12 protein-coding genes are annotated in these 13,786 nt (G+C 61.6%); 9 read left to right on the plus strand and 3 right to left on the minus strand.

The annotated features are described in order from the left end of the window. Positions 1-21 precede the first annotated feature (21 nt). Positions 22-639 (plus strand): TetR/AcrR family transcriptional regulator, encoded by a 618-nt coding sequence (locus AB4Z38_RS18595; RefSeq protein WP_441431080.1) that lies wholly within the window; start codon positions 22-24, stop codon positions 637-639. Between the two features lie 439 nt (positions 640-1,078). On the opposite strand, the gene AB4Z38_RS18600 is transcribed toward AB4Z38_RS18595, so the two are convergent. Then, positions 1,079-2,119 (minus strand): LysR family transcriptional regulator, encoded by a 1,041-nt coding sequence (locus AB4Z38_RS18600; RefSeq protein WP_441431081.1) that lies wholly within the window; start codon positions 2,117-2,119, stop codon positions 1,079-1,081. On the opposite strand from AB4Z38_RS18600, the gene AB4Z38_RS18605 reads away from it, so the two are divergent. The 7 genes from AB4Z38_RS18605 (at position 2,070) to AB4Z38_RS18635 (ending at position 10,618) form a co-directional block, all read left to right on the plus strand. Then, on the plus strand, positions 2,070-3,665 hold the full coding sequence (locus tag AB4Z38_RS18605) for an ABC transporter substrate-binding protein (RefSeq protein ID WP_441431082.1): 1,596 nt from the start codon (positions 2,070-2,072) through the stop codon (positions 3,663-3,665). The two genes, AB4Z38_RS18600 and AB4Z38_RS18605, sit on opposite strands and share 50 nt — an antisense overlap. A 96-nt stretch (positions 3,666-3,761) precedes the next feature. Continuing rightward, entirely contained in the window at positions 3,762-4,778 is a 1,017-nt protein-coding gene (locus AB4Z38_RS18610; RefSeq protein WP_441431083.1) for an ABC transporter permease, read from the plus strand. Beyond that, the gene (locus AB4Z38_RS18615; protein ID WP_441431084.1) at positions 4,775-5,689 is read left to right on the plus strand and encodes an ABC transporter permease; all 915 of its coding nucleotides are present in this window, start codon (positions 4,775-4,777) and stop codon (positions 5,687-5,689) included. Before AB4Z38_RS18610 ends, AB4Z38_RS18615 begins: the two co-directional genes overlap by 4 nt. After that, positions 5,686-6,636 carry an ABC transporter ATP-binding protein gene (locus AB4Z38_RS18620; RefSeq protein WP_441431085.1) on the plus strand — a complete coding sequence of 317 codons (951 nt, stop codon included), beginning with the start codon at positions 5,686-5,688 and terminating at the stop codon, positions 6,634-6,636. Before AB4Z38_RS18615 ends, AB4Z38_RS18620 begins: the two co-directional genes overlap by 4 nt. Then, on the plus strand, positions 6,633-7,457 hold the full coding sequence (locus AB4Z38_RS18625; RefSeq protein WP_441431086.1) for an ABC transporter ATP-binding protein: 825 nt from the start codon (positions 6,633-6,635) through the stop codon (positions 7,455-7,457). Before AB4Z38_RS18620 ends, AB4Z38_RS18625 begins: the two co-directional genes overlap by 4 nt. A 2-nt stretch (positions 7,458-7,459) precedes the next feature. Next, positions 7,460-8,671 (plus strand): serine hydrolase domain-containing protein, encoded by a 1,212-nt coding sequence (locus AB4Z38_RS18630; protein ID WP_441431087.1) that lies wholly within the window; start codon positions 7,460-7,462, stop codon positions 8,669-8,671. 909 nt (positions 8,672-9,580) lie between these two features. Beyond that, positions 9,581-10,618: a LacI family DNA-binding transcriptional regulator gene (locus AB4Z38_RS18635; protein WP_441431088.1), complete on the plus strand. Its 1,038-nt coding sequence runs from the start codon at positions 9,581-9,583 to the stop codon at positions 10,616-10,618. Here AB4Z38_RS18635 and AB4Z38_RS18640 read toward each other — a convergent pair. Both AB4Z38_RS18640 and AB4Z38_RS18645 read right to left on the minus strand, forming a co-directional pair. Beyond that, a complete protein-coding gene (locus AB4Z38_RS18640) occupies positions 10,579-11,394 on the minus strand; it encodes an SDR family NAD(P)-dependent oxidoreductase (RefSeq protein ID WP_441431089.1) in 816 nt (271 codons plus the stop codon). The genes AB4Z38_RS18635 and AB4Z38_RS18640 overlap by 40 nt on opposite strands. A 29-nt stretch (positions 11,395-11,423) precedes the next feature. After that, positions 11,424-12,254: a sugar phosphate isomerase/epimerase family protein gene (locus AB4Z38_RS18645; RefSeq protein WP_441431090.1), complete on the minus strand. Its 831-nt coding sequence runs from the start codon at positions 12,252-12,254 to the stop codon at positions 11,424-11,426. Between the two features lie 150 nt (positions 12,255-12,404). Between AB4Z38_RS18645 and AB4Z38_RS18650 the strand changes: the two genes are divergently transcribed. Next, complete coding sequence (locus tag AB4Z38_RS18650) at positions 12,405-13,748, plus strand: MFS transporter (RefSeq protein ID WP_441431091.1); 1,344 nt, start codon at positions 12,405-12,407, stop codon at positions 13,746-13,748. Positions 13,749-13,786 lie beyond the last annotated feature (38 nt).

Here is a 13,786-nt window from a genome sequence, read left to right on the forward strand (position 1 = left end):
CCGTGTGAAAGCATGGTGACTATGGCAAGACCACGTAATCAGACAGCCCGCCGGGAACAACTCGTAGCAGCAGCCGGACGAGTCCTGCTGGACCGAGGGTCATCAGCGACCCGCCTTTCCGACATTGCCAACGAAGCCGGCGTCACCCCGGCTGCAGTGCTGTACTACTACCGGGATGTCGACGAGCTCTTCAGCGAGGTCTTCCATCAAGGCGTGACAGAGTATTGTGACCGCCGGGAGGCCCGCATCCAGGCCGAAAGTGACCCTGAAGCCCAGCTAAGGGCCTGCATCCACTCAGGCGTACCGTGGCCCGGTGAAAGCGAAACCGCTTCCCGGATCCTCGTGGAACTCATTCCGGTTTACCTGCGCAACGAAGCGGCCGCCCGGCAGCAGATGGCATTCGTGGAGCGTCAAACGAACCTCTACAAAAGGATCCTGGAACGGGGCGCGCAGCAGGATGCCTTCACCCTCTCAGCGCCAGCCGGATTCCTGGCCCGGAGCTTCGTAGCCCTCGAGGACGGCCTCGTAATGGACGTACTCCTCGGCGACCTGACGCCGGAAGACGAGTACGAGTTCCTGATCAGCTACGCGACGAACATGGTAAAAACAAAGACCGGCAACAACTTGCAGCTCAGCTGACTACCCGAGCAACAGCGGACACAACCAGGTTGACGGACGGCCATTTGGCGGGCGGGCACCTTGGTGCGTCGGTATGCTCCGGCGATGCGGTCCTTGAGGTCGTTGACCTCAAAGGAGGTCGCCGCATCTGGGCCTCCCTCAAGGATGGTCTGCGGCCCCGACTGGGGTCCTATCGCGAGGACCAGGGCTTGACGAGGGCAGTGAAAAACACAAGGTGAACCATTAAATCTCTCCAAAGAGGGGTTGGTCCGACCACTCCCCCAGAGTCACGAAAGGTCCAGTGCCCGAATTTTATAGGGAGTGGAAGTAGCCTCGAGAGCTCCTGCCAATGGCCACTGCTCCGGGAGCCAAGCCCTCGCGAATCACGTGAGCTTTTGGCACTCAGAGTTCGAGAGGCCGCTCAACCACCAGTGCCGAGAGTTTTAGGATTGATTGCCTTCTAGATTCGAGCGGCCGGGTACAGGTCAGATGTGAAACGTGAAAGGTTGCGTAGGCACTCCTCTATCGCAGACGCGGCGAAATGCAGCGGATTCCAGACGCCGAAGAGAGTGAACACGAGGTCCTTTCCGCGATGAGTGATCGGCATGGCGTGCACCCCGAAACTCGGATCGTCCGAGAGTACGCAGATGCCTTTGCCAGCGGCTGCCAACGCTTGGCCGACCCGGGCGGAGCGTACTTCAAATTCGGCCGTGTAGGTGAGACGTTCGGCGCTAACAGCATCGTCGAACATTGTGCGAACACCAAAATCGGCTGTCATCGCTATAAGGGGCCATTGGACGAGTTCCTGAAGGCTGATGTTCTCCCTCCCTGCTAGAGGGTGTTTGGCGTTGCACTGGGCCCAAAGGAACGCCCTGCCAACTACAACCGATTTGAGCTCGGATGGTGGCGGCTTTGTTCCCAGAGCAAAGTCAGCCTTACCCTCCTGCAGCGCATGGTAGACAAACTCGGGGGTCGCCTCGACAACATTGGTCAGGACTCCATCGGGCCCCTGCGAAACAATGAAAGGGGCGATGATGTCGGCGATGGTGGCAGAGGCTGCCGCTATCGTAAGCCGTTGCACCGAACCTCCGGCCATCGCCCGTGCGGATGACGTGGCCTGCGCCGCACGGGTGACCAGGTCCTTGGCGATGGGCAGAAACGCAGTGCCCGCCGCGGTCAGCGACAATTTTGCTCCTGATCTATCGAAGAGGGTGAGCCCGAGGTCCTTCTCCAAGGAGCGAAGCTGCCGGGATAAAGATGGTTGGGCCACCCGCAAAGAGCGCGACGCCGCATTGATTGATCCTTCATCAACGATGCTCAGGAAATACGTCAGGTGCCTCAAGTCCACTATGCCTCCAAGGTATTGGTTGTACTCATCATAGGCATTTCCCAGGCATAGATAGACGTAGTTAGACTCGTCACACTTCCCTCCCTTCTTCAAGGAGTCTCTGTTGGCACTCTCATTTCCACACCGGGCTCGGACCGTGCTTGTCACGGCCACAGCCGCCGTCGTTGCCCTTAGCGCGGCGGGATGCGGTCCTGCCGCACCCAAAGCTTCTTCCGGCCCCGACGTTTTCTCTGTGGCCGCATCGGCAGCCATCACTACGTGGGATCCGGTTCGTTCGTTTTCCACCGAAGCCCTCTACATGGGCAACATCTACGAACCCCTGCTTTGGAAGAACCCTGCAGGTTCCGCAGAAGCGTATTCCCCGGCAATAGCCGAGTCCTGGAGCGCCAGTGCCGACGGAAAATCCTGGACATTCAAGATCCGCTCCGGAGCCACCTTCCACGACGGCGAGCCGATCAATGCCGCGGCGGTCAAAGCCAGCATCGACGCTGCCAGGGACCATGCAGCCGCGTCCTTCATCTGGGCACCGGTGGAGAGCGTTACCGCCCCGGACGACTCCACTGTCACGCTGCAGCTGAAGTACTCCGCGCCAATGGACCTCGTCGCCTCCTCGACGTACGGCGCCTGGATCGTTGCCCCGAAGGCCCTGGCAGCATCCGCCAAGAATGACAAGTACTTCGAGGCCGGAATCGACGCGGGCTCCGGACCTTACACCATCGACTCCTACAAGCCCGGCTCTAAGGTCGTGCTGAAGAAGTACGACGGCTACTGGAACAAAAAGGCTGCATCGCACTTCGACGTTGTTGACATCTCTATCACCCCGGATGCAGTCACGGCCCAGCAGATGCTGACCGCCGGTGAGGTGGACTACGCGACCAACATCCCGCTCGAAAACGTCAAGACCCTGGCCAGCAACCCTAAATTCAGCGTCAAGGACTTCAACTCCCCGTTCAACTTCCTTGCCATGTTCAACACCAAGCGGCCGCCCCTGGATAATCCTGAGGTCCGCCGCGCCCTCAGCTACGCCATTCCCTACAAAGAGATCATTGACATCGGAGGGCAGGGCTACGGCACGCAGTCCCACGGCCCTGCTCCCAGCGGAATCTTCCCCTACAGCCAGGACGTCCCGCAGTACTCCCAGGACTTGGAAAAGGCCAAGCAGCTGTTGGCTGCAGCAGGTCATCCCGACGGCCTGAAGCTCAAGCTTACTTATGCCTCAGAAAACCCTGCAGAAGCCCGGTTTGTACCACTGATCAAGGATGCGTTCGCCAAGATAGGGGTGGAAGTGGATGTCAAGGCGGAGTTGTTCAATCAGCAATGGGACAGCGCAAAGGCTGATCCTCAGAGCGCCCAGGACATCTTTGTACTTAACTACTGGCCGACTTACAGCGATGCCGGCAGCGACAATCTCACGACGCTGTTCCATTCCAGCGAAAAGCCATCCTTCAACCTGAGCTATTGGAATTCCCCGGAGTACGACAAATTGGTGGACAAGGCGGCAACCTTGACGGGAACGGACAGGGACGCGGCCCAGGGCCTCTATAAGGAAGCCATGGACCTCCTCTACAAGGAAGCACCTGCGGCATTCCTCTACGATGCCCGCGCGGTCTCCGTAGTTCCCGTTGGACTGAACGTTGCCCAGTTCAACGAAAATTACCCGTTCACGGTCTTCTTCGCCCCCATCAAACGCGCCGCCTAAACGATACGACGCAGGCAGGGCCCGGGCTGCACCAACAAAGCCCGGGCCCTTGCCCTGCCCGCCCATCCCGCCACACCAATCAAGAAAAGGAGAACCATGTTGCGTTTCGTCGCCCGGCGGCTCATCACCTCGGTGCTGGTTCTCGCCGTGCTTACCGCGATCGTCTTCATCCTTGCCCGCATCGTTCCCAGCGACCCGGCCGTCATCTATGCCGGCCCGAAGGCGCCCCCAGCCGAGCTGGACAGGGTCCGGGAGCACCTCGGCTTTAATCGTCCGATCCTCGAACAGTACTTCGACTACGTCGCAAAGCTGATCACCGGGGACTGGGGCCAGTCTCTTGCCACAAAACGCCCCGTGTTGGATGAGCTGTTCACCCGCCTCCCAGCCACATTGGAACTCATAGGGTTTGCCATGGTTCTCGCTGTTTCGGCAGGGGTCATCTTGGGCGTGGTTGCCTCCCGCCGTCCCGGCGGATTCATCGACGGAGCAATCCGTTTCCTCTCAATCGGAGGGATTTCCGTGCCCGCCTTCTGGCTCGGACTACTCCTTCAACTGTTGTTCGTTGGGGGGCTGGGCATACTTCCGGCCACTGGGCAGTTCAGCAACTCCATCAAATACTCCAACCCCATCTCTCACGTGACCGGGCTTGCCCTGTTAGACAGCATGATCACCGGCAACGGCGTGGCCTTCGCCGATGGGTTGCAGCACGTGATACTGCCGGCCCTCACTTTGGCCGCATATCCCCTTGGACTCGTTGCACGAATGACCAGGGCCGCCATGCTCGATGTCATGAACCAGGATTACATCTTCACCGCCAGGGCCTACGGTCTGAGGGAGACCGCCATCCGTTGGCGCCTGGCCTTGAAAAATGCTCTGCCACCAGTCCTGTCTATCGCCGGAATGGCTGCCGCCTACGCCCTGACCGGAACATTCTTCGTCGAAGCTGTCTTCAACTGGCCAGGAATTGGGCAGTTCGCTACATCTTCCATGCTTGCGGTGGACTACCCAGCCATCATAGCAATTACGCTCATGGGCGCCACAGCATACCTGCTGGCCAACCTCCTCGTGGACATCCTGCAATCCCGAATCGACCCCAGAGTGAGCATGTCATGAGCCCCACGACCCAAATCTCCGCCCCGACCCGTTCCGGGCCGGCCGAAGAACAGGCCACCCTCAAACCGATCAAACTCCTCAAACAGACCCTGGGCCGTGACCGTTTGGCCGCTGTCGGCGCGATGATCATAGTCCTTCTCGTAATCCTTGCTGTTTTCGGGCAATGGCTGGCACCCTTCCCTGATCAGGGCATGGGGGCGACCAATGCCTCCGCCCGAAACCTCGCTCCCAACGCCTTGAACTGGCTCGGCACCGATCAACTCGGTCGTGACGTTCTCAGCCGCATCATCATGGGCGCGAACCCGGCGCTGACCATCTCTGCCGCCGTTGTCGCGGCCGCGGCCCTCATCGGCATTCCCCTCGGCGCTGTCGCCGGATATCGCGGTGGCTGGCTCGACGAAGCCTTGATGCGTGTGACCGAGATCTTCCAGGCCTTCCCGCCTCTGCTCCTGGCCATGGTGACCGTTGCGATCCTTGGGCCCAGCCTGACCAACGCCGGCATCGCCTTGGCCATCAGCTGGTGGCCCTGGTACGCGCGCCTTGTACGAGCGGAAGCAAAATCCCTTCGGGAACGCTCCTACGTCGAAGCAGCCCGCGCCATGGGCATTCCGCAACTGCTCATCATCAGCCGCCATGTACTTCGCAACTGCATGACGCCCATCCTCGTCCAAGCGACCGTCGACATCGGCACTGTGATCCTGGCCGCCGGGTCCCTGGCATTCATCGGTCTTGGAACCCAGCCGCCCCTGCCCGACTGGGGCCTGATGGTCGCCGAAGGGCGCGGGCTCATATTCAGTTCCTGGTGGATAGCCACCTTTCCCGGGTTGGCCATCTTTCTGGCCGTCCTGGGATTCAACCTCCTCGGAGATTCGCTGCGCGACCTCCTTGACCCCCGGCAGGTAAAGCGATGACACATGTACTTAGCATCCGCGACCTCAACGTCGAATTCACCGACCGGGGGAAGCTCACCAACCGCCCCGTCCGCGGGATCGACCTCGACGTTACCGCCGGCGAAATCCTCGGCCTGGTGGGGGAAACGGGGTGCGGCAAGTCCCTGACAGGACTCGCAGCCTTGGGGATCCTTCCACGCGGTGCACGGCGCACGGGGCAAGTGACCATCGGCAACGATCCTTCACAGGCTTCGTCAGGACCAGGTGGCTCGGCGGCCATCGTATTCCAAAACCCCGGAACTGCCTTCAACCCCGTCTTCACCCTTGGCCGCCAACTCAGCGATGTCCTGACCCGGCACCGGCAAATCTCAGGGTCCGAAGGCAAAGCTGAAATCATACGTCACCTGGGCCTGGTCGGCCTTCCGGACCCTGAACGGGTCTACCGCAGCTATCCGCACCAACTGTCCGGCGGAATGCTGCAGCGGGCCATGATTGCCATGGCTCTGCTACGCCAGCCCCGGCTCTTGATACTCGACGAGCCGACAACGGCCCTTGACGTCACTGTCGCCCGGCAAATCCTGGTCCTCATCGACGAACTCCGACACAAGTTCGGGTTCGGTGTGCTGCTCATCAGCCATAACCTTGGCATCATCCGCGATGTCTGCGACCGGGTGGCGGTCCTCTACGCAGGCAGGGTGATCGAAACCGGAACCGTGGAAGCGGTCATGAACAACCCACGCCACCCATACACCCGCGGCCTCCTGGGCGCCCTCCCAGCAGGGCGAACCCACGGCCAGCGACTGAACGCCATCCCTGGAACAGTGCCGGGAAACCTCCTCTCCCTCACCGGGTGCGCCTTCAGAAACCGTTGCCCACATGCAGTCACCGGCTGCTCCCTCACCGACCCGATGCTCACCCAGACCGGGCCACACCACGCAGTCGCCTGCCTCCAGGAAGCCGAACTATGACCAACGTTCTCACCCTCGAAAACATCGTCAAAACGTTCCCGCACCACAGAAGAGTCTTCACCGCAGTCGACGACGTCTCCCTTAGCATCAAGGAAGGTACGGTCTACGGCCTTGTCGGAGAATCCGGCTCCGGCAAAAGTACCCTCGCCCGCTGCGCCATGCACCTGATGCGCCCAACATCCGGGCGAGCCACATTTGAAGGACATGACCTCGGCAAACTCGGCCCCAAGGCACTGCGGACCATCCGTTCCCGGATGGGAATAGTACTTCAGAATCCAGTGGCATCATTGAATCCACGTATGACTATCGGCGCTTCAGTGGCAGAGCCCCTCCGGGCCCACACCGCCCTGAAAGGGCCTGCCCTCCAAGCAAGAATAAACAATCTGCTGGACGAGGTCGGGCTGGGAGCCGGGCACGCCCACCGGCTCCCGCACCAGCTCTCCGGAGGACAGTGCCAACGCGTCGGCATCGCACGCGCCCTGGCCACATCGCCCCGTCTCCTTATCCTGGACGAACCCACCAGCGCCCTTGATGTTTCCGTCCAAGCCCAGATTCTGAACCTGCTCCAGGACCTGCAGCAACAAAAAGGGCTCACATATCTGCTCATCTCCCACGACCTGGACGTCGTCCGCTATCTCAGCGATGAGGTGGCTGTCATGAAGACCGGAAAGATCGTAGAAAGCGGACCAGCCGAACGGATCTTCACCGATCCACAGCACGACTACACCCGCAGACTCCTCGAGGCAGCCCCAGGGCACGGCCGACCCGAATTGGCCGATTCCCGCACTCTCCCCACCCTTACCACGCAAGGCAACGACTAAACATGCCAGAGACAACCGCAATCAGTTCTCTCCTGACCAGCCCCGGCAAGGTTGACCGCTATGCCGGCCAGGACTTCAACGAGCACGTCACCCTCGAAAACTGGCAAGAAAGCCCCTTCAACCGCTGGGGCTTCGCTCACATCAGCGAACTCATTACCACCGCAACGATCCGTCGAGGCAGCACATCCGAGCCCTCTACTGGAAACGATCCAGTCACACCGGAACGCGCGGAGAGGTGGCACAGTGTTGAGGAGTTCCTGGAATCCACGCACACAGATGCCATTGTCGTACTTCAGCACGGTGAACTGGTCATGGAACGCTATTTTGGCGGTTTCCAGCCGCACGACCGGCACGTCCTGATGTCCGTTTCCAAATCCATCTGCGCGCTCATTGTCGGTATATTGGCCGGACGCGGACTCATAGACACCCAACAGAGCGTCCGCCACTACGTCCCGCCGCTGAAGGGAAGCGCCTACGGTAACGCGACGGTCCGCCAGGTGCTCGACATGACCGCCGCGGTCCGGTACAGCGAGAACTATTTGGATGCGGCCGCGGAAGTCCAGCAGCAGGATAGGATCGCCGGCTGGCGCCCAAAGCTCGAAACAGACCCAAGGGACACTTACGAATTCCTCACGCTCCTCCAAGCTGCCGGAGAACACGGCCGATCATTCCAGTACTGCTCGGCTGGTACGGATGTGCTGGCCTGGATAATCGAGAACGTCACCGGAAAGCGCTACGCCGAAGTCCTCTCCGACGAGCTGTGGTCCCGGCTTGGGGCACGCGACGATGCACTCATCACCACCGATTCCGGTGGTTTCGCATTTGCGAACGGAGGAATCGCTTGCACCGCACGAGATTCGGCCAAGATCGGACAGCTCATGCTGGACGAGGGGAAAGCCAACGGGCAAACGGTCGTCCCATCATGGTGGATCAACGACACGATGCGGGGCGGAGACCCACAACTGGCCAGAGGAACCGCCTACCAGCAAGTCCACCCCAACGGCTCATACCGGAACCAATGGTGGGTCCCCGGGGATAGCCGAGGCACGGTCTACGCTGCAGGCATCCATGGCCAATTCATTTGGATTGACCCCGTCAGCGACACTGTAATAGCAAAGTTTTCCTCTTACCCGCAGCCGGTTGCACTCGAACTCAGCCGGGCACACGCCGCGGGCTTCAGGCAATTGATCAGCATCCTGGAATACACCAACTGATTGAGGCAACCCCTCGGAGGGCAGGTCCTCGGTAATCCCCACCGTGTATAGGTCAAAGGATAGAACTCGCCTCCATGGGTAATCCGAATCTGACCCCGTAGCAGACCGCCGCCCGGTGGCTGTGCACCAAATTGCCGGCCTTCCTCGGCCATCACAGGGCCAAACCGACTGCTGCAAATCCCGGGCTCTCACTCTGCTCGTCGCCTGCCCCTGTACTTCAGGGTTCGATTCCTTCTCCTGACAACGAACCACAAAGGCTCAGACGCAACCTGACACTCCAAGCGGTCCTCCTCCTTCACCGGCAAATGGGCCCTTATCGGCGTGAGACCAAGACGAGTTTCATTTAATGCAAGAACTCGTCCTACTGGATCAACTTGGTGTTTCCACAGGTCAGACCGACATTCCGGGTCGACATTCTTCCCGAGATCAGTCGGCAGTAACGCGGCGTGTCAGACCAACCCTGAATCCACCGCTATTCAGACACTCCCGGTGAGCGAAAGCGGTTGACGCCACGGGGTCATACGCCGGGCACGGTTCGGAACACGTTGAAGGATTGGGGCAGGTTGGCCCGTGGCCGCCGAACGGCTGAGGATCGAGGATCTGAGCGAGGAACGGGTGCCGGCGTTCCAGACTGCTCGGCACCGGGTCGGCCGGAGCAGGAGCCAAGGTCTCCGCGGAAGTTCCTTGACCTTCCAGACTGCTTCCGGCTTGCCTTCGGGTCGTCTTCGAGGGAAGACATCATCCGAGTGAGGGCGCCGCCGGCGCGCAGGAGCAGGATCCGGTGCGCCCAGGCTTTGTCGACGCTGGGGTCGGGGTGGTATTTGACCTGTCGGGGCAGATTCTTCCGGGCGGCGGCGTCGTCGATGTTTCTGCAGGGCGGGGGTGCCGTGGGTGAAATACGATTAGGTAATGGTAACCAGTGTTGATGTGGCCCGGCATGTGGGATTGTCGCAGTCGACGGTTTCACGTGCTTTGCGGGGGGATCCGGCTGTCGCGCCTTCAACGAAGGAGCGGGTTTTGTCCGCGGCGCGGGAACTTGGCTATGTACCGGACGCAGCGGCGCGCATGATGGTGACGCGCCGCACGCATGCTGTAGGCATTGTCGTTGCTGATCTGACAAGCCCGATCTACCCGGTCATTGTGGAGTCGTTGCAAAATCGGCTGCTGGAGCGTGGTTACCGGATGGTCCTGATCCGGGACCCGGATTTTTCACCTGACCCTGAGGCTGTTGATGTGCTTGACAGTGCGACGGTTGACGGGATGATCTTCGTGTCGGCGCGGGAGGGATCAGCTGCGGTCCGGCGGGTCCTTGACCGTGGCACTCCGGTGGTGCTGCTGAGTCGTGATGATGTCAGCGTCGATGTCGAGGCGGTGCTCGCGGATGACCGTGGCGCGGGTGAGTTGGTGATTTCCCATCTGCAGGGTCTGGGGCACACGAGAATCGGCGTGTTATCGACTTTGCGGGATCGTTCCAATGGCCGTGACCGCGAGGACGGTATCCGCGCTGCCATGGAGCGCCGCGGCATCCCAATACGCGAGGACTGGGTTCAGCACCTCCGTTTGACGCATGAGGACGGTGTCCGGGCCGCCCTGCAGCTGCTGGAGCAGGAAGACCGTCCTACTGCTCTGTTCTGCGCGACCGATGCCTTTGCGTTTGCTGCGTTAGACGCCGCGGCCCAGTTGGGCCTTCGGGTTCCGGAAGAGCTGTCGATCGTGGGATTTGATGATTCCGGGCCATCCCGCTGGGCTTTTGTGAACCTGACCACCGTGCACCAGCCCATTGCGGAGATGTCGTATGAGGCGGTCGACCGCTTGGCTGGAAGGATCGAGGGCGAGCCTCCCAGCCAAGCGCGGAAACCCGTGTTTCCGGTCAGGCTTGAAATTCGGGGGACGACGGCGACGCCTCCTCAGGCGGTGTTGCGGCCGCCGCTCAAGTCGAGTGTCTGACCGGTCACGTAGCTCGCCTCTACGGAGAGCAGCCAGGTTGCCAGGGCCGAGAATTCTTCCGGTAGTCCGACCCTGCCCATGGGGACCTTGGCGAGCAGTTGGGCGTTCCGTTCCGGGCTCAGGTCCTCAAGGAGCCGGGTCTTCATCATCGACGGGGCGATGGAGTTGACGGTGACACCGTAAGGCGCGACTTCCTTCGCTGCCGTTTTGACCAGGGCCACGAGTCCGGCCTTGGATGCCGAGTAGGCGGCCTGGTGCGGGTTTCCTTCACGGGCGGAAATTGATGACAGGATGGCCACGCGGCCGTATCCCTGCTGTGTGAGGACCGGGAGGATGCCCGCCAGGCCGTGCAGGCAGCCGTCCAGGTTCACGCTCAGGGTTCTGGCCCATCCGTCGGCCGGCATGTCGGTCACCGGAACCTCGGGGCCCTGGATTCCGTGGGCGAACAGCGCGCCATCGATCCGGCCGTACCGCTTGAGTGTTGTCTGGATGGTGCGGTCCCAGTCCGGCCTGCTGGTGACGTTCAGGGCCATGCAGTTTGCCGGGCTGCTTCCGTCGCCCAGCCCGCCGTCGGCGACGTCGGTGCACACGACCGTGGCGCCTTCACGTTCGAGCCGGTCCGCGGTGTCGGATCCGAGCCCACCGGCGGCGCCGGTGACCAGGATGACCTGATCCCGGAAACGGCCCGGCCAATAGATCTCTGCGCTGGCGGTTCGGGGCCGCAGGGGGCTGCCTGCGGCTGCCCCGGGTGTTGTGATTTCGGTGAGTTCGCTCATGGTGTTGTCTCCATTTCGGTGTTCAGGGGTCAGCCGATCAGAGTCTCGGCGGCGGTGTGGAGGTGTTTGAGGTGTGTGGCTGTGCCGCCGGTCTCGACGGCCCGGACATCAGGGGCCTCGACGCTGACCGGCGCGTCCGGAAGGGCCGCCAGGATTTCCCGAAGCGGGAAGACCCCCTCCCCGGGAGCCAGCCTTTTCGCGCGCGACTCGATCTGCCGGGCGGATCCGTTCACGTCCTGTGCCAGCGGCATGCGGTGCGGGATCGGCAGGGCCGGGGTCTCTGCCGGACCGTCACAGAGCTGGATGACGGTGACCGCCCCTGCCGGCAGGGCTATGAGCTCTGCAATTCGGCCGCCTGCGCGCACGAAATGGAGCGCGTCCAGCATGATTCCGCAGCCCGTCTGCCCGACCAGCATGCCGGCGTCCGGGATGGAGTCAAGTGGCTGATACGAGATCGGCTCAATGGACGGACGGATTCCGTACCTCCGGGCATCCTCAACCAGCGCCGCGAGGCTGTCCGTCAGGCGGGCGCGGTCCGGATCACCGCCAATCACATTAAGAACGCTCGCGCCGAGGGCTGCGCTGGCCTCCAGGACCGGTTCCCATTCCTTGTGTCCGCGGTTTCCGTCCAGGGTAAAAACTTCAACGTCGCGCACGACGAGTCCCGTTACCGCCAGCCGTTCAATGGTCTGCACCGACATGAATGAACCTGCCGCCATGGGGTACTGCGTTTCACCCCGGGTTGCCGGGTGAACCCGGACCCCGACAGAGGTAAAGCCGGCGGCCGCCGCTGCGTCCACCAGCTCCGGCGGACTCAAATGCAGCGCCGACAAGTGCGCCAGCCCGATCGTTCTGTTCATAACTTCCATCCTGCTCAGCGGGTGTTTGACCGAGGCCAAAACATGCGCGTATGATCTAAATCACTAAATGACTACGTAGTCATTAAAGCATTCAATCCGCTCGCCCGCAAAGGTGCAGCCGAGCAAACAGAAAGGTTGCGGTGAACCGCAATGCCGAGTCCTCAAACCCCCAGCACCGGGAGTGCCACCGCCATGGGCGCACTGAACCACCCGGCAGTCGTCATTAGCCCGAAGGCAGGACGGCGCGCAGCGCTGGCCAGCACCGTCGGCGCCGTCGTCGACTGGTACGACTTCTTCCTCTACGGCACCGCAGCCGCCGTTGTTTTCGGGCCGTTGTTCTTCCCCTCGGACAATCAGGTCGCCGGGCTGCTGGCCTCCATGGGTTCGTTCGCCGTCGGCTTCCTGTTCCGCCCGATCGGCGGGGCCATCTTTGGCCACTTTGGCGACAAGTACGGCCGCCGCACCATGCTCTTCATCACCGTCATCATGATGGGACTGGCCAGCACGGCCATCGGTTTGCTCCCCGCCTACGCCGCGATCGGCGTCGCCGCACCAATCCTGCTCATCACCCTGCGGGCCATTCAAGGTATCGCCGTCGGCGGGGAATGGGGCGGCGCGGCCCTGATGGCAGTGGAAAACGCGCCGGCAAGCAAGCGGAACTTCCTCGCCACCGGCGTGCAGATCGGATCGTTCGTCGGGCTGCTGCTCGGCACTGCTGCATTCTCCCTGGTCACCGCACTGACCACCCCTGAACAGTTCCTTGCCTGGGGCTGGCGACTGCCGTTCCTGATCAGCATCCTCTTCGCCCTGATCGGCCTCTGGATCCGGGCCGGCGTGCCCGAGTCAGCAGAGTTCACCGCCGCCAAGGAAGAACACAAGGCCGCACGCGCGCCCTTGGCCGAGGCACTGCGGACCAGCCCCAAAAAGATCCTCGCTGTGATCGGCATGCGGATGGTAGACCAGAGCACCTTCTACATGGGCTTCACCTTCTCGCTGGCTTATGTCAAGAACTTCACCCACACCCCTCCCGCCACGGTCCTGACCGCCTCGATGGTCGCCATGGTCCTGGCCATCCCCTTCCTGGCCCTCTGGGGCCGCCTCGCAGACAAGTTCGGCCGGAAATGGTTCTACATCATCGGTCCACTTGCCGCAGCGCTAGCAGCCGCCCCGTTCTTCGCAGCCCTTGAAAGCGGCGACCTGTTCCCGATGATCCTGGGCTTCTTCGCCCTCATCAATCTCGGACACAACATTTCCACCTGCGTTCAGCAAACGTGGTTCACCGACATGTTCGACGTCCGGATCCGCTACAGCGGCGCAGGATTCGCCTATGCGCTGGCCGGCGCTGTCGGTGGCTTTATTCCCCTGATTGCCACCGCCCTCATGGCCAGCAGCGGCAGCTGGGTCCCAGCAGCAGCACTCCTTGCTGGACTCTGCCTCATAGCACTGGTCTCAAGCCTGTGGTCCTATAAATGGGCCAACAAGGAACACCACTAGCCCTAAAACAGCATCCATGCCCACCACTAATAGGGGGA

Source organism: Arthrobacter sp. 2RAF6 (genome assembly GCF_052115205.1).
Lineage (GTDB): Bacteria > Actinomycetota > Actinomycetes > Actinomycetales > Micrococcaceae > Arthrobacter.